The following is a 15,269-nucleotide window of genomic DNA, read 5'->3' on the forward strand; positions in this document are numbered from 1 at the left end:
ACCGCGGCGACGGGCGCGCCGGCGTGGGGCCGGCGTTCTCCTGCGTCGCCGCGGTCGGGTAGGCTTGGGCGTGATGAAAGGCACGCCCACTCCACCCGACCCGCTGGGTTCGCTGCGCACCGCGGCGGGCAGCGGCGTGCCCGAGGCGATGTTCAAGCTCGCCGTCGGGCTGGTGACCCAGCAGCGATTCGAGGAGGCCTTCGACCTGCACCGCCAGGCGGCCGAGGCCGGGCATGTCGGCGCGCAGATCGAGCTGGCCCGCATGCTGATGCACGGCATCGCCGGCGATCCGGACCCGCGGCTGGCGGTGCACTGGCTGGAGCGCGCCGAGACCGCCGGCCAACCGATCGCCGGCTACTACCTGGCGATGATGCAGCTGGGCACGGTGGCGATGCCGCGCGACGGGCTGATCAACCACCGCGTGCTGGCGGCGGTGCAGGCCGACTTCCCGCCGGCGATCCGCGCCGCAGCGATCCACTTCGGCCGCAAGCAGAGCGACGCCGACCAGACCGTGTGCCTGCAGCTGCTCAGCCGCGGCAGCAACCTGGGCGACGTGGTCGCCGCGCAACTGCTGGCCGAACGCCTGCAGCGCGGCGAGGGCTGCCAGCCGCAACCGCAGGCCGCCGCGCAGCTGCGCGCGCAGCTGGCCGCGGTCGGGCACAAGCCGCTGCCATCGATCAGCGTGCCGATCCCGCCGCTGGTGCTGCCGCTGCGCGAGTCCGGCCGCGTCGAACCCGGCGTGCTGGCGCTGGAGGAAGTGCTGCAGCCGGCGCCGATGCAGGTGATGTCGCGGCGCCCGCACGTGATGCGCATCGACAAGCTGCTCTCGGCCGACGAATGCCGGCTGCTGGTCGCGCACGCGCAGCCGAACCTGCGGCGCTCGCAGACCGTGGACCCGGAGACCGGCCAGCCGGTCGCGCTGGAGATCCGCACCAGCTCCGATGCCAGCGTCGACCCGATCACGGAGGACCTGGCGCTGCGCATGGTGCAGCTGCGCATGGCGCGCTCGGCGCGGGTCGAGCTGTCGCACGCTGAGCACCTGACCGTGCTGCGCTACGAGCCGGGCGAGGAATACCGGCCGCACCGCGACTACCGCCCGCCGTCGTCGATCGAGCGCGACCGCCCCGAGGCCGGCAACCGCGCGCGCACGATCTGCGTCTACCTCAACGACGTCGAGGCCGGCGGCGAGACCGACTTCCCCCTGGCCGGGGTGCGGATCGCGCCGGTCGCGGGGCGCGCGGTGGTGTTCGACAACCTGTTCAACGACGGCCGGCCCGACCCCGAATCGCTGCACGCCGGCCTGCCGATCGCGCATGGCGAGAAATGGCTGGCCACCCTGTGGCTGCGCGAGCGCCGCTACCGCCACTATTGAGCGGCGGCGCTGTGCCGACCTTGGCTTGGGCCGTCCGGCGCGGCACATACGCTGGCGTATCCGCCAATTGCTCTAGACTGTCGCCCCTGCGGCAGCTGGCCTTGCCCCGCCGCAGAGGCGAATCTTTCTGTATTCAACGACTTATCCAACACTGTTGGCGTCCGGCGCTATGCGCAATCCGCCGCCGACACGGAGCACCCGATGATTTTCGAAACCCTCGACACTTTCGGCCACGAGCAGGTCGTGTTCTGCCACAACAAGGACGCCGGCCTGAAGGCCATCATCGCGATCCACAACACGGTGCTCGGTCCGGCCCTGGGTGGCACGCGCATGTGGCCGTACAAGACCGAGGCCGACGCGCTCAACGACGTGCTCCGCTTGAGCCGCGGCATGACCTACAAGAACGCGGTCGCCGGCCTCAACATCGGCGGCGGCAAGGCGGTGATCATCGCCGACCCCGCGGTCGACAAGTCCGAAGCGCTGTTCCGCGCGTTCGGCCAGTTCGTCGAGTCGCTGGGTGGCCGGTACATCACCGCCGAGGACGTCGGCGTGGACGTCAACGACATGGAGTTCGTGTACCGCGAGACCGAGTACGTCACCGGCGTGCACCAGGTCCACGGCGGTTCGGGCGACCCGTCGCCGTTCACCGCCTACGGCACGCTGCAGGGCCTGATGGCCTCGCTCAACAAGCGCTTCGGCGACGAGGAAGTCGGCAAGTACAGCTACGCCGTGCAGGGCCTGGGCCACGTCGGCATGGAGTACGTGAAGCTGCTGAAGGAACGCGGCGCCAAGATCTTCGTCACCGACATCAACAAGGGCCTGGTCGACAAGGCCGTGTCCGAGTACGGCGCCGAGGCCGTGGGCCTGGACGAGATCTACGACGTGCCGGCCGACGTGTACTCGCCGTGCGCGCTGGGCGGCACCGTCAACGAGCAGACCTTGCCGCGCCTGAAGGCCAAGATCATCTGCGGCGCGGCCAACAACCAGCTGGCCAACAACGCGATCGGCGACGAAGTGGCCAAGCGCGGCATCCTGTACGCACCGGACTACGCGGTGAATGCCGGCGGCGTGATGAACGTGTCGCTCGAGATCGACGGCTACAACCGCGAACGCGCGATGCGCATGATGCGCACGATCTACCACAACCTCGCGCGCATCTTCGAGATCGCCGAGCGCGACGGCATCCCGACCTACAAGGCCGCCGACCGCCTCGCCGAGGAGCGCATCACCGCCATCGGCAAGCTCAAGCTGCCGCTGGGCCGCGCGGCGCCGCGCTTCCAGGGCCGCATCCGCGGGCACTGAGCGTTGTGAAGTAGTGACGATGACGGGGCCGAGTGCCCCGTCGTTGTTTGCGGCAAGCGACCACCCGATTCACGTCAGAAAACTCGGCCTGCGACTCCCACGCTCGTCATTCCCGCGGAAGCGGGAATCCAGCGACTTCAGGCACACCGAGCAAAGACGCTAGATTCCTGCGTTCGCAGGAATGACGATCGAAACCGATCAGCACTGCAACAGGAGTTCCGATGCGCCCTTTCCCCCTAGGTGAAGAAATCGATGCGCTGCGCGACGCCGTGCGCCGGTTCGCCGATGCGCAGATCGCGCCGCGCGCCGAGCAGATCGACCACGACAACGTGTTCCCGCTCGACCTGTGGCCGAAGCTGGGCGAGATGGGCCTGCTCGGCCTGACCGTGCCGGGCGAGTACGGCGGCAGCGAGATGGGCTACCTCGCGCACCTGGTGGCGATGGAGGAGATCTCGCGCGCGTCCGGTTCGGTCGGGCTGTCGTACGGCGCGCACTCCAACCTGTGCGTCAACAACCTCTACGCCAACGGCAACGAGGCGCAGCGCCACCAGTACCTGCCGAAGCTGTGCAGCGGCGAATGGAAGGGCGCGCTGGCGATGAGCGAGCCGGGTGCCGGTTCCGACGTGGTCGGCTCGATGAGCTGCCGCGCCCAGCTTCGTACAAGCGCGGGGCGCGGCGACGTCTGGGTCGCCAACGGCAGCAAGATGTGGATCACCAACGGCCCCGAGGCCGACGTGCTGGTCGTCTACATGCGCACCGCCGGCAAGGATGCCGGCAGCAAGTGCATGACCGCGTTCATCGTCGAGAAGGGCATGAAGGGCTTCAGCACCGCGCAGAAGCTCGACAAGCTCGGCATGCGCGGCTCCAACACCTGCGAGCTGGTGTTCGAGGACTGCGAGATCCCGGCCGAGAACGTGCTGGGCGAGGTCCACAACGGCGTCAAGGTGCTGATGTCGGGCCTCAACACCGAACGCCTGGTGCTGACCGGCGGCCCGCTCGGGCTGATGCAGGCCGCGCTCGACATCGCCCTGCCCTACGTGCGCGAGCGCAAGCAGTTCGACCAGGCGATCGGCACCTTCGGGCTGATGCAGGGCAAGATCGCCGACATGTACACCTCGCTGCAGTCGTCGCGCGCGTTCGCCTACCAGGTGGGCCGCGACTACGACGCCGGGCACAAGTCGCGCGTCGATGCGGCCGCGTGCCTGCTGCACGCCAGCGACGCCGCGGTGCAGGTCACGCTGGAGGCGATCCAGGCCCTCGGCGGCAACGGCTACATCAACGAGTACCCGACCGGCCGCCTGCTGCGCGATGCCAAGCTGTACGCGATCGGCGCCGGCACCAACGAGATCCGCCGCATGCTGATCGGGCGCGAGCTGTTCGACGGCAAGAGCTGAGCCGGGAACCTTGCGGCAAAAAAAAAAGCCGCCGCGATTGCGGCGGTTTTTTATGCCTGCGGTCTGGCGGCTGAACAGTCGGACTAGAACGACGTCGACCAACTCGCGCGTGCCTGCGTCCAGGCCTGGCCGTGTTCGTGGCGGCCATCGAGATCGAAACCGAGCCGTCCGAACGGCAGCTGCCAGCCCAGCTCCAGACCCAGTACGCCGACGTCGCGGTCCAGCCCCTGTCCGACAATCGGCGACCACACGTCCAGCGCGGCAAAGCGGGCCTCGATGTCAGCGCCGGACTGCGACAGCGTGCGCTGCCATTCCATCCGGCCGGTGATGCGCATCCGGGTCGCGCCCAGCCGCCAGTCGTGGGCGACTCGCGCGCCCAGCATCGCCTGCGTCGCCGACAGCGACGAGCCCCGTGCCGCCAGGCCGAAGCCCATCGCGCCGTTTTCCGCGAACCGGCCGCGTTCGAGCTGCAGTGCCTGCAGGCCGACATACGGAGTGACGCTGGCGGCGCCCGCATCGAACTGCCGACCTGCGTGGATGGCCAGCGTCGTGTAGCGGTCGGCGTAGTCGCTTTCGGCAGTGAAGCGGTCGCTGCCGAGCAGCACTTCGCGCTGCATGCGGCGGTCCATGCGGCCCGCGGCGCCGCGGCCTAGCAAGTAGTTGCCGTCGCGATTCCAGGCCGCATATATCTGGCCTTCGGTCTGGCGATTGCGCTCGCGGTCGTTGCGCAGTGCGTGCGATGCGCGACCGGCGCTGTGGCCGAAGGCCGCCCCAAGCATCCAGTCGCCGACACGGCGGTCCTGGCCCAGCATCCAGCCGTTGGCTTCGACGTCGAAACCTGATACGGCACGCTGCGCGTTGAGGTCTTCGGCCCACGCACCGCCCATCGTCGCGCCGTGCCAGCCCGCCAGTCGCGATTCGAGCGCGTGACGGTTGCCTTCAATCGCCATGATCGCGAATGCGGTGTCGGCGGTATGCAGGTCGCCGGAAAGGCTGGAGAGGGTACGCTCCGCCGCCGCCGCGGTCGCTGCGTGCTGGATCACGCCGGCTGCGCGAATCAGGTCGGCGCTTGTCTTGCCTGTGCTGGATTCGATGCGCTCATCGGTTCTGCGGTCGAGATCGTCGAACAGTTGCTCCAGGCGCACGGCACTGCCCAGCGATTGCGCGCTCAGGCCCATGGCTTGTGCAGCAGTCGTGACTTCCAGCCGGCTGATGTTGAGCCAGGCGTTGACGGCGTCGTAGCCGAGGGTTGCCTGCAGAAACACGCCAGGCGCCGCCGTCAACGAGCCGAAGGTGCCATTGAGGCCGCCGCTAGCGGTCAGGAATGTTTCGCGCCTGGTGGTCGAGGCCACGTAGCCCGGCGCATTGCCGAGCACGTGCAGCTCGCCGTCATTGAGACTTGCCGTACCCAGGGCATACAGCGATGTGCCGATCTCGATCGCCAAACGCGCGTTCGCAGCCTGGACGTAGTTGCCGTTGATCGAATGGTTCTGTGCACTGTAGGCGGCGAAGGTGCCGTTGTTGACGACATCGCCGCGCATGCCGGCCTGATTGCGCAGCTGCAATTGCGCGCCGGGCAGGATCGTAGTGGAGCGGGTGCCGTTGAGGCCGCCCTCGACGCTCAGGACACCGCCTTCGACACGTGTGGCGCCGGTGTACTGGGTTGCTGCGCCCAACACCAGGGTGCCACTGCCCTGCTTGACCAGGCCACCGGCGCCCTCGGTCGGATTGCTCCAGCGCGAGGTGCCATTGAAGCTCACCGTCACATCGCCCCAGTCGAAGCGGCCCGGCCCGCCGATCGCCTTGCCGACATCCAGCAGGCCGTAGCCGAAGGTCGCATCCACGCCGGAAGTGCCGACGTCACGAGCGGTACCCAGCAAGGTCTGCCGCACGAGGTCGTTGTTGAAATACGGGAACGCCTGCCACACCAGCGCCGCGGCACCCGACACCTGCGGCGCCGCAAACGAGGTGCCTTTCCAGTTCCAGTAGGTCGGGTTGGTCGGGGAATCGTTGGTTCCAGTCGCCACGACGTTGCCCGGCGCGACCAGGCAGTAGCGCATCGCGATGCCGCAGGCGTTCGAATAGCTCGCCAGTTGGGACGGGTTGTCGGTATCCAGCGCCGCCACCGCGAGCCAGCCGCGCTCCAGGTCGGCCGCCGGCAGCGTGCCGCCGGGCCCCGCCTTGCTCGGCAACGCCGCCGTGTCCGACGGATTGGCAAAGCCTGAGTTGCCGGTCGCGAACACCACCAACCCGTTGTTGGCAAGGATGAAGGGCCGGTACTCGTCGGCGATGGGCGCGGTGGCATTGAGGTTGGTCCAATACAGGCCGCCCCAGGAGTTGTTCATGACCCGCGCGCCGCGGTCAATCAGGTCCTGGTGGATCGGCTTCAAGCCGAGTGCGCCGCTGACTTCGTTGCCCTGCCCCGAGCCGTCATCGACCGGCGGCTTGTCGGAGATGATCCGCGCGGAAATGATCGAAGCGCCCGGCGCGATGCCGCCCGGCCATTCCCCGAAAGCCCGCCCCGCCATGATCTGCGCCACGGCCGTGCCGTGACCGACCACGTCGTCCACCGTCAGGTTGTTCGACGAAGAACTGATGTAGACGAGGTTGTGGGGCACCCGACCTTGCAGCGCGGGATGGTTGCGGTTCACGCCGCTGTCGACCACGCCGATCGCCACGCCCTGGCCGGTGATGCCCACCGAATGTGCGGCTGCGGCGCCGGTCAGCGCCAAGTGCTTGCTGAAGCTGGGATTCGCGGCCCCCACCACCGGCGGCGGCGGCGGTGCCGTCGGCGGTGGGGCTGCCGGTGGCGGGTCGGCGCGAACACTACCGCCTCCACCACCCCCGCCACCGCAGGCCGCAAGCAACAACGTGACAAAGATCCCCGAAGCCGCACGCATCGCGCGCGGAGAAAAGCCGCCCCTGCCGTTCATCCATTCCCTTCTCGGCGTCGCCGTCCGCCCCCGCGGACCCGCGCACCAACCTTCGTTCTAATCCATGGCGCTGCGCGCGACAATCGGAATCCGTCCAACATCGACCATCCGAGGCGCGCATGGCCGGCGGTGCGCCGCGCAGCGATCCCATCGTCACCCGCCCACTGACCGCATCCGATTGGCCGCTGATCGAGGCCCTGTTCGGCGACAACGGTGCCTGTGGCGGTTGCTGGTGCATGTGGTGGCGCGTGCCGATGGGCGGCAAGACCTGGGAGGCCGCCAAGGGCGCGCCCAATCGGGCGGCGCTCAAGGCGTTGGTCGAGTCGGGCCAAGCGTGCGGCGTGCTCGCCCTGCACGGCCCGGCGCCGGTCGGTTGGTGCGGCATCGGCCCGCGCTCCACGTTTCCCCGGATCGAACGCAGCAAAGCATTGGAGCGGCCCTGGGGACCGGGCACCTGGTCGCTCAATTGCCTTTTTGTCCCGGCCCGCTGGCGCGGCCGCGGCGTGGCGACGGCGCTGGTCGCCGCGGCGGTGCAACTGGCGCGCGTTTCGGGCGCTGCGGAAATCGAGGCGTATCCACAGGCCGTCAGACCGGGGGAACGCCAGGCCGGCGCCTTCATCTGGACCGGCGTGCCGAGCCTGTTTCTCGCCGCAGGTTTCCGACCCGTTCATGCGCCGGCGCGCGGTCGTGGCCTTTACCTGCTGGGCTTGCGCTGAATCGACAACAACCGGTTTGCGGCGGTGCAGCATAGCGTCGCATAATCGGTGGATGCCGGCCCCGCGCCGGCCAGATTCGTGTGGAGTCCGCCATGAGTGATGTCGTCATCGTCGGTGCCAAGCGCACCGCCATCGGTTCCTTCCTCGGCCAGTTCACCGGCGTGCCGACGCCGACCTTGGGCACCGCCGCGATTGTTGGTGCGCTCGAGCACGCCGGCCTCGCGGCCGACCAGGTCGACGAGGTCATCATGGGCTGCGTGCTGCCGGCCGGCCTCGGCCAGGCCCCGGCCCGCCAGGCATCGCTCGGCGCCGGCATCCCGGCGTCGGCCGGGTGCACCACCATCAACAAGGTCTGCGGCTCGGGCATGAAGGCGATCATGTTCGGCCACGACCTGATCAAGGCCGGCTCGGCGCAGGTCGTGGTCGCCGGCGGCATGGAGTCGATGACCAACGCCCCGCACCTGCTCAACAACTCGCGCACCGGCGTGCGTTACGGCAGCGCCGAGTTCCTCGACCACATGGCGTGGGACGGCCTGACCAACCCGTACGACGGCAAGGCGATGGGCGTGTTCGGCGACATGGCCTGCGTGGCCTACGGCTTCGACCGGGCCGCGCTCGACGCGTATTCCGAGGAAAGCGTGAAGCGCGCCCAGGCGGCGCAGGCGTCGGGCGGCTTCAAGGACGAGATCGTCCCGGTCACCGTCAAGGGCCGCAAGGGCGAGGTCGTCGTCGACAGCGACGAGGAACCGGGCAAGGTCGACACCAGCAAGATCCCCGGCCTGCGCGCGGCGTTCGGCAAGGATGGCGTGCTGACCGCCGCGTCTTCGTCCAAGATTTCCGACGGCGCTGCCGCCAGCGTGTTGATGAGCGCGGAGGAAGCCGCCCGGCGCGGCTTGAAGCCGCTGGCGCGCATCGTTGCCCACGCCGGCCATGCCCAAGCCCCGGAGTGGTTCACGACTGCGCCGATCAAAGCGATCTCCAATGTGCTCGAGAAGGCCGGCTGGACGGTCGCCGATGTCGACCTGTTCGAGGTCAACGAGGCATTCGCGTGCGTCGCGATGGCGCCGATGAAGGACCTGGGCATCCCCCACGACAAGATCAACGTCAACGGCGGGGCCTGCGCACTGGGCCACCCGATCGGGGCCAGCGGCGCTCGCCTGGTCGTCACCCTGCTGAATGCCCTGCGTACGCGCGGCGGCAAGCGCGGGGTGGCGTCGCTGTGCATCGGCGGCGGCGAGGCAACGGCCGTAGCACTTGAGTTGCTGTAAGAAGTTAAAAACGCGTTGTGCAAAAAAAACCGGCCAGCCGCTTGACACACGTAACTGGCTTGTCATCATGTTATCGGCGCGCAATAGCGCGTTGCCTAAATAAACGACGAGGAATTGAATCATGACCATGAACAAGGCGCTGCTCGCCCTGGCCCTGGCTTTTGCCGTGGCTGCTTGCTCGAACACCGACCAGGCTGCTGACTCCGCTGCCGAAGCCACCGAAGCCGCTGGCGAAGCGCAGGAAGCTGCCAACAACGCCGCCGTCGCTGGCGACGCCGCTGCTGCTGACGCTGCCCAGGCTGCTGCCGACACCGCCGCTTCGGCTGCCGACGCTGCCGCCACCTCGGCCGACGCCGCCGCCGCCGCTGGCACCGTGACCGGTGCCGACGACGCCGCCGACGCTGCCGAGCAGGCCGCCGACGCCGCCGAGCAGGCGCAGGATTCGGCTGAAGAGGCTGCTGCCTCGGCCGACGCCAAGAACAACACCGACGGCAAGTAATCGCCCAAGCTGTTGCTACAAAATGGAGAAGCCGCCGGCTTGCCGGCGGCTTTTTCCATGTGTCAGTGAACGATAGAACCCGGCATCGAGCCGGATAGCTGCGCGCACTGGCGTTGCCTGACGTTTTGTTTTCCTTCTTTCAGACAACTCCTTCGGAGACAACCATGAACACCAAGCTTTTCGTCCTCCTCGCTGCTTCCGTCCTGGCCCTGTCGGCTTGCAAGAACGAAACCGCCACCGCCCAGGGTGAGGCTGCCGAAGCCGCCGCCGCGACCGACGCCGCTGGCGCCGCCGCCGCCGACGCCGCTGCCGCTGCCGGTACCGCCGCCGCTGAAGGCGTTGACGCTGCCGCTGCCGCCACCGGCGAAGCCGCTGCCGAAGTCGGCGCCAACGTCGAGCAGGCTACCGACGCCGCTGCCGCTGCCGCTGCCGAAGCCACCGCCGATGCCGCGCAGAACACCGCCGACGCCGCGCAGAACGTTGCCGACAAGGCCGACGCCGCTGCTGAAGAAGTCAAGAAGTAATAGCTTCTTTTCTTCGCGTGACATCGAAAGGCCCGCGCAAGCGGGCCTTTCTTTTTGCGGCACGCCCATCGATTAGCCTGCACCCAGCGTTCGCGCTGTCGGTGCCGCGCGCCGGGCCGATTGGCCGCTCGCGATGCTTTGTGGTCTGATGCCGCGTCCTCGCAAGCCGCACATCCATGCCCGCGATCAGCTCCCAACTCGATCCCCGCTCCCAGGACTTCCTGGACAACGTGGCCTACCACCGCGCGCTGGTCGACGAACTCGACGCACGGCTGGCACGTGCCGCCGATGGCGGTGGCGAGAAGGCCCGTACCAAGCACACCGAGCGCGGCAAGCTGCTCGCGCGCGACCGAATCACCGCCCTGCTCGACCCCGGTTCGCCGTTCCTCGAGATCGCACCGCTCGCCGCCGAAGGCATGTACGACGACGCCGCGCCGGCGGCCGGCATCGTCTGCGGCATCGGCCGGGTGCTCGGTCAGGAAGTGGTCGTGGTCGCCAACGACGCCACGGTCAAGGGCGGCACCTATTTCCCGATGACGGTGAAGAAGCACCTGCGTGCGCAGGAGATCGCGCGCGAGAACCACCTGCCCTGCGTCTACCTGGTCGATTCCGGCGGCGCGTTCCTGCCGCTGCAGGACGAGGTGTTCCCCGACCGCGAACACTTCGGCCGGATCTTCTACAACCAGGCGCGGCTGAGCGCGGAGAACATCCCGCAGATCGCCGTGGTGATGGGCAGCTGCACCGCCGGTGGCGCCTACGTGCCGGCGATGTGCGACGAGTCGATCATCGTCAAGGAACAGGGCACGATCTTCCTCGGCGGCCCCCCCCTGGTGAAGGCCGCGACCGGCGAGGTGGTCGATGCCGAGTCGCTGGGCGGCGCCGACGTCCACACCAGCATTTCCGGCGTCGCCGACCATTTCGCGCAGGACGACCGCCACGCGCTGCAGATCGCACGCGAGATCGTCGGCCACCTCAACCGCCGCAAGGTGCTGCCGGTCGCGCTGCAGCCGGCGCACGAGCCGCTGTACGCCGCCGAGGAGCTCTACGGCATCGTGCCCAAGGACACCCGCCGCCCGTTCGACATCCGCGAGGTGATCGCCCGCATCGTCGATGGCAGCGAGTTGCACGAGTTCAAGGCGCGCTACGCCAAGACCCTGATCACCGGCTTCGCCCATGTGCACGGCTACCCGGTCGGGATCGTCGCCAACAACGGCATCCTGTTCGCCGAGAGCGCGCTCAAGGGCGCGCACTTCATCGAGCTGTGCAACCAGCGCGGCATCCCCTTGGTGTTCCTGCAGAACATCACCGGCTTCATGGTCGGCAAGAAATACGAGAACGCCGGCATCGCCAAGGACGGCGCGAAGATGGTCACCGCGGTGGCGTGCTCGCACGTGCCCAAGTTCACCGTGGTGATCGGTGGCAGCTTCGGCGCCGGCAACTACGCGATGTGCGGCCGCGCGTATGGCGGGCGCTTCCTGTGGATGTGGCCGAACGCGCGCATCTCCGTGATGGGCGGCGAGCAGGCCGCGAGCGTGCTGGCCACGGTCAAGCGCGATGGCATCGAGGCCGCGGGCAAGGCCTGGACCGCGGACGAGGAAGACGCGTTCAAGGCCCCGATCCGCGACCAGTACGAATCGCAGGGCAACCCGTACTACGCGACCGCGCGCCTGTGGGACGACGGCATCATCGACCCGGCCGACACCCGGCGCGTGCTCGGACTGGCGCTCGCGGCGAGCATGAACGCGCCGATCGAGAGCGCGCCAGGGGATGCCGGAACGCGCTTCGGGGTGTTCCGGATGTAAGCGCTGGTGTGACCGTTTTCACCGATGAACAGGCCTCAGCTGTCCGTTGGCTGAAGCCCCGACCCACGGACGTCAACGTAGCGTGAAGCGGTGCTAGCCTCGCCGTTCCCCCCGCTCCAAACAGAGACGCGCCCATGGCCATCTGGAAAGAACAGTCACCCGCCAAGCCTTCCGCCGTACCCGCACCGGAACCCGCGCGTTTCGACGCGCCGTCGATCTCCGACATCCACCCCGCGGCGGCTTCGATCTCGTCCGCACCCGCACCGACGCCGGCGCGCAGCAGCGAGCGCGAAGTCAAGGAATCGCTGATCGCCTCCGACATCACCATCGAAGGCAAGATCGAAGGCGCCGGCCACGTGCGCATCGCCGGCCGCTTCAAGGGCGACGTCAACGTGCAGGGCAACCTCACCATCGAGACCGGCGCCAAGCTCACCGGCGGCGTGCGCGCCAACAAGGTGATCATCGCCGGCGAACTGGAAGGCAACATCGAGGCCGCGCAGCGCGTGGAACTGGTCGAGTCCGGCGTGCTGATCGGCGACGTCAAGGCCGGCACCATGACCGCCGCCGTCGGTTCGCGCATGCGCGGGCAGATGGACTTCGGCTGGGAAGACAAGGCTGCCAAGATTTCCGGCGTCAAGACGGAGACCGGCGCCGAGTCATGAGCGCCGTGCGTCAAGGCACGGCCGGGGCGACGCGCAACTGCCCGCATTGCAAGGCGACGATCCTCGACAGTGCGAGCGTCTGCCCGGCATGCCGCGGGCATTTGCGCTTCGACTCCGCGCCGCAGAACGCGCTGGAAACGCCGTTGCGCGTCGAAGGCACGATCCGCCAGCCCGCCACCGGCGGGGCCGCGGAGTATTCCGTGGTCCTGTCGATCCGCAACGAGCGCGGCGAGGAAGTCACGCGCCAGGTGGTCGGCGTGGGCGCGCTGAAGCCGGACGAGACGCGAACGTTCACCCTGGCGGTGGAGATGTTCGCCGCGCCCGGCGGCAAGGGACGCAGCGCTCGCTGACGCGGATTCTTCAGTGGCCCGACCGTGTCGGGCCGCAGCCGTTGCAACCGCTGCCGCATGCACCATCGCCATCCAATGCCGGCGGTGCGATCCAGAGGCCGACACTGCGCAGCCACGACGGCCGACCGTCGCGCACCATCGGCACCGCACACGCGATGCGCAACCGGCGTACCGGCCCGGGAAACTGCCGCCGCGCGACATAGCCGGCGCTGAGCACCACCGCCAGCGCGATCACCGCGTATTGCACCAGCAGCCCGGCGTCCATGCTCAGCCCGCCCCCAGGGCCACCGCGACCTGGTAGGTCAGCAGCGATGCCAGGTACGCCAGCGCGAACAGGTAGCCGGTGGCGATGCCGACCTGCCGCCACGAGTTGGTCTCGCGCTTGATCGTGGCCAGCGTCGACAGGCACTGCGGCGCGTAGATGAACCACACCAGCAGCGACAGCGCGGTGGCCAGTGACCAGGTGCTGCTGATAATCGGCGTCAGCGCCTGCGCCGCGGCCGTGTCGTCGGCCGCCGACAGCGCGTACACCGTCGCCAGCGACGACACCGCGACCTCGCGCGCCGCCATGCCCGGGATCAGCGCGATGCAGATCTGCCAGTTGAAGCCCAGCGGCGCGAACACCGCGGTCATCGCGTGGCCGATGCGGCCGGCAAAGCTGTAGTCGATGGCCGGGCCGATGGCGCCAGTCGGCGCGCCCGGGAACGAGAGCAGGAACCACAGCAGGATCGTCAGCGCCAGGATGATGCCGCCGACCCGGCGCAGGAAGATCCACGCGCGTTCCCACAGGCCGATCAGCAGGTCGCGCGGGTGTGGGATGCGGTACGAGGGCAACTCCAGCATCAGCGCGTGTTCGCCCTGGTCGCGGCGCCACTTCTTCATCACCCAGGACACCGCCAGCGCGCTGAGGATGCCGGCCGCGTACAACGCGAACAGCACCAGCCCCTGCAGGTTGAGGATGCCCGCGACCTGCCGCTGCGGGATCAGCGCGCCGATCAGCAGCGCGTAAACCGGCAGCCGCGCCGAGCAGGTCATCAGCGGCGCGACCATGATCGTGGCGAGGCGGTCGCGCGGGTCCTGGATCGAGCGCGTCGCCATGATCCCGGGGATCGCGCAGGCGAAGCTCGACAGCAGCGGAATGAACGAGCGACCGGACAGCCCGGCCTTCGACATCATCCGGTCGAGCAGGAACGCCGCGCGCGGCAGGTAGCCCGACTCCTCGAGCGCAAGGATGAAGGCGAACAGGATCAGGATCTGCGGCAGGAACACGATTACCCCGCCGAGGCCGGCAATGATGCCGTCGACCAGCAGACTGTTGAGCGGGCCGGGCGGCAACGCGCCGCCGACCCAGCCGCCGAGCGCGCCGGTGCCCGCCTCGATCAGGTCCATCAGTGGCGTCGCCCAGGCGTACACGGCCTGGAAGATCAGGAACATCACCACAGCCAGCGACAGCAGGCCGAGCACCGGATGCAGCAGCCAGCGGTCGAGTGCGTCGTCGACCTCGGCGGTGCGGCGCGGCATCGCCACGGCCAGCGCCAGCAGGCGGCGGGTCTCGGCGTGCAGGTCGGCCGGGGGCCGCGCGTGGTCCGGCAGTTGCGCGTGCGGTTCGTGCAGCGCAGCCGTCATCGTGTCGAGCTTGGCCACCAGCTCGCGCGCGCCATGGCGCTGCACGGCGACGGTCGCCACCACCGGCACGCCAAGCTCGCGTTCGAGCACGGCCAGGTCGACCTCGATGCCCCGGCGCCGGGCCGCGTCCATCATGTTGACCGCGAGCACCATGGGCTTGCCCAGTTCGCGCACTTCCAGCGCGAAGCGCAGGTGCAGGCGCAGGTTGGTCGCGTCGACCACGCACACGATCACATCCGGGGCCGGCTCGCCGGGATAGAAGCCGCGGCACAGGTCGCGGGTGACCGCTTCGTCGAGACTGGCGGCGTGCAGGCTGTACGCACCGGGCAGGTCGAGCACCGCGTAGTGCTTGCCCGACGGCGCGTGGAAGCGGCCTTCCTTGCGCTCGACGGTGACGCCGGCGTAGTTGGCGACTTTCTGGCGGCTGCCGGTGAGCAGGTTGAACAGCGCGGTCTTGCCGCAGTTCGGGTTGCCGACCAAGGCCAGGCGGATCGCGGCGGCGGCGCTCATGCGCTCGCTCCGGCCGGGTCTGCTGCCGCGAGGCTGGCGTCGGCGAAGTCCAGCGACACGCGCACCCGCGCGGCCTCGCTGCGGCGCAGCGCGAACCGGGTGAAGCCGATCTGCACCAGCAGTGGCTCGGCCGACACCGGCCCAGCGGCCACCACCTCGACGCGCTCGCCACCGACGAAGCCCAGTTCGCGCAGGCGCCGGGCGATCGCGTCGTTGGGGGCGTGGTCGTCGACCGACTCGACGGTGGCAGCGGTGCGGCGCGGCAGTTCGGACAGCTTCAAGGACTCACCTTGGGCCGTCTGGCATGCGCT

The 15,269-nt window shown here is 68.9% G+C and carries 14 protein-coding genes; 10 read left to right on the forward strand and 4 right to left on the reverse strand.

All coding sequences use genetic code 11. From position 1 onward, the window contains the following. The first annotated feature begins 73 nt into the window (after positions 1-73). The 3 genes from ACFQZQ_RS04345 (at position 74) to ACFQZQ_RS04355 (ending at position 4,068) form a co-directional block, all read left to right on the forward strand. On the forward strand, positions 74-1,372 hold the full coding sequence (locus ACFQZQ_RS04345) for a 2OG-Fe(II) oxygenase (protein ID WP_386811434.1): 1,299 nt from the start codon (positions 74-76) through the stop codon (positions 1,370-1,372). 201 nt (positions 1,373-1,573) lie between these two features. Beyond that, positions 1,574-2,674 carry a Glu/Leu/Phe/Val dehydrogenase dimerization domain-containing protein gene (locus ACFQZQ_RS04350; RefSeq protein WP_386811435.1) on the forward strand — a complete coding sequence of 367 codons (1,101 nt, stop codon included), beginning with the start codon at positions 1,574-1,576 and terminating at the stop codon, positions 2,672-2,674. A 221-nt stretch (positions 2,675-2,895) separates the two neighbouring features. Further along, positions 2,896-4,068, forward strand: a complete 1,173-nt coding sequence (locus ACFQZQ_RS04355) for an isovaleryl-CoA dehydrogenase (protein WP_386811436.1) — start codon at positions 2,896-2,898, stop codon at positions 4,066-4,068. Between the two features lie 83 nt (positions 4,069-4,151). On the opposite strand, the gene ACFQZQ_RS04360 is transcribed toward ACFQZQ_RS04355, so the two are convergent. Then, on the reverse strand, positions 4,152-6,800 hold the full coding sequence (locus ACFQZQ_RS04360; protein ID WP_386811437.1) for a S8 family serine peptidase: 2,649 nt from the start codon (positions 6,798-6,800) through the stop codon (positions 4,152-4,154). Positions 6,801-7,120: 320 nt separating this feature from the next. Between ACFQZQ_RS04360 and ACFQZQ_RS04365 the strand changes: the two genes are divergently transcribed. From ACFQZQ_RS04365 to ACFQZQ_RS04395, 7 genes are all read left to right on the forward strand, one after another. Continuing rightward, positions 7,121-7,717 carry a GNAT family N-acetyltransferase gene (locus ACFQZQ_RS04365; RefSeq protein ID WP_386811438.1) on the forward strand — a complete coding sequence of 199 codons (597 nt, stop codon included), beginning with the start codon at positions 7,121-7,123 and terminating at the stop codon, positions 7,715-7,717. 92 nt (positions 7,718-7,809) lie between these two features. Then, positions 7,810-8,985 (forward strand): thiolase family protein, encoded by a 1,176-nt coding sequence (locus tag ACFQZQ_RS04370; protein WP_386811439.1) that lies wholly within the window; start codon positions 7,810-7,812, stop codon positions 8,983-8,985. 121 nt (positions 8,986-9,106) lie between these two features. Continuing rightward, complete coding sequence (locus tag ACFQZQ_RS04375) at positions 9,107-9,484, forward strand: hypothetical protein (protein WP_386811440.1); 378 nt, start codon at positions 9,107-9,109, stop codon at positions 9,482-9,484. A 164-nt stretch (positions 9,485-9,648) separates the two neighbouring features. After that, entirely contained in the window at positions 9,649-10,008 is a 360-nt protein-coding gene (locus ACFQZQ_RS04380) for a hypothetical protein (protein WP_386811441.1), read from the forward strand. A gap of 176 nt (positions 10,009-10,184) precedes the next feature. Beyond that, positions 10,185-11,810 (forward strand): carboxyl transferase domain-containing protein, encoded by a 1,626-nt coding sequence (locus tag ACFQZQ_RS04385; RefSeq protein ID WP_386811442.1) that lies wholly within the window; start codon positions 10,185-10,187, stop codon positions 11,808-11,810. 134 nt (positions 11,811-11,944) lie between these two features. Then, positions 11,945-12,472, forward strand: coding sequence for a bactofilin family protein (locus ACFQZQ_RS04390; RefSeq protein ID WP_386811443.1), 528 nt, complete (start codon positions 11,945-11,947; stop codon positions 12,470-12,472). Then, on the forward strand, positions 12,469-12,822 hold the full coding sequence (locus tag ACFQZQ_RS04395) for a hypothetical protein (protein ID WP_386811444.1): 354 nt from the start codon (positions 12,469-12,471) through the stop codon (positions 12,820-12,822). Before ACFQZQ_RS04390 ends, ACFQZQ_RS04395 begins: the two co-directional genes overlap by 4 nt. 10 nt (positions 12,823-12,832) lie before the next feature. Here the strand turns inward: ACFQZQ_RS04395 and ACFQZQ_RS04400 are convergent, their stop codons facing one another. Genes ACFQZQ_RS04400 through ACFQZQ_RS04410 form a run of 3 tightly spaced genes read right to left on the reverse strand, consistent with a single transcriptional unit; the run spans position 12,833 to position 15,239 of the window. Beyond that, entirely contained in the window at positions 12,833-13,087 is a 255-nt protein-coding gene (locus tag ACFQZQ_RS04400) for a DUF6587 family protein (RefSeq protein ID WP_386811445.1), read from the reverse strand. Between the two features lie 2 nt (positions 13,088-13,089). Further along, positions 13,090-14,958, reverse strand: a complete 1,869-nt coding sequence (gene feoB, locus ACFQZQ_RS04405; RefSeq protein WP_386811446.1) for a ferrous iron transport protein B — start codon at positions 14,956-14,958, stop codon at positions 13,090-13,092. After that, positions 14,955-15,239: a FeoA family protein gene (locus ACFQZQ_RS04410; RefSeq protein WP_386811447.1), complete on the reverse strand. Its 285-nt coding sequence runs from the start codon at positions 15,237-15,239 to the stop codon at positions 14,955-14,957. The genes feoB and ACFQZQ_RS04410 overlap by 4 nt, the downstream gene beginning before the upstream one ends. Positions 15,240-15,269: the final 30 nt, after the last annotated feature.

Source organism: Lysobacter koreensis, assembly GCF_042677045.1.
In the GTDB taxonomy this organism is placed as follows: Bacteria; Pseudomonadota; Gammaproteobacteria; order Xanthomonadales; family Xanthomonadaceae; genus Lysobacter_K; species Lysobacter_K koreensis.

Bases quoted from the DNA above. Each gene is read 5' to 3' on its own strand.
- ACFQZQ_RS04345 (WP_386811434.1), top strand. From the start codon at position 74: ATGAAAGGCACGCCCACTCCACCCGACCCGCTGGGTTCGCTGCGCACC.
- ACFQZQ_RS04350 (WP_386811435.1), top strand. From the start codon at position 1,574: ATGATTTTCGAAACCCTCGACACTTTCGGCCACGAGCAGGTCGTGTTC.
- ACFQZQ_RS04355 (WP_386811436.1), top strand. From the start codon at position 2,896: ATGCGCCCTTTCCCCCTAGGTGAAGAAATCGATGCGCTGCGCGACGCC.
- ACFQZQ_RS04365 (WP_386811438.1), top strand. From the start codon at position 7,121: ATGGCCGGCGGTGCGCCGCGCAGCGATCCCATCGTCACCCGCCCACTG.
- ACFQZQ_RS04370 (WP_386811439.1), top strand. From the start codon at position 7,810: ATGAGTGATGTCGTCATCGTCGGTGCCAAGCGCACCGCCATCGGTTCC.
- ACFQZQ_RS04375 (WP_386811440.1), top strand. From the start codon at position 9,107: ATGACCATGAACAAGGCGCTGCTCGCCCTGGCCCTGGCTTTTGCCGTG.
- ACFQZQ_RS04380 (WP_386811441.1), top strand. From the start codon at position 9,649: ATGAACACCAAGCTTTTCGTCCTCCTCGCTGCTTCCGTCCTGGCCCTG.
- ACFQZQ_RS04385 (WP_386811442.1), top strand. From the start codon at position 10,185: ATGCCCGCGATCAGCTCCCAACTCGATCCCCGCTCCCAGGACTTCCTG.
- ACFQZQ_RS04390 (WP_386811443.1), top strand. From the start codon at position 11,945: ATGGCCATCTGGAAAGAACAGTCACCCGCCAAGCCTTCCGCCGTACCC.
- ACFQZQ_RS04395 (WP_386811444.1), top strand. From the start codon at position 12,469: ATGAGCGCCGTGCGTCAAGGCACGGCCGGGGCGACGCGCAACTGCCCG.
- ACFQZQ_RS04400 (WP_386811445.1), bottom strand. From the start codon at position 13,087: ATGGACGCCGGGCTGCTGGTGCAATACGCGGTGATCGCGCTGGCGGTG.
- feoB (WP_386811446.1), bottom strand. From the start codon at position 14,958: ATGAGCGCCGCCGCCGCGATCCGCCTGGCCTTGGTCGGCAACCCGAAC.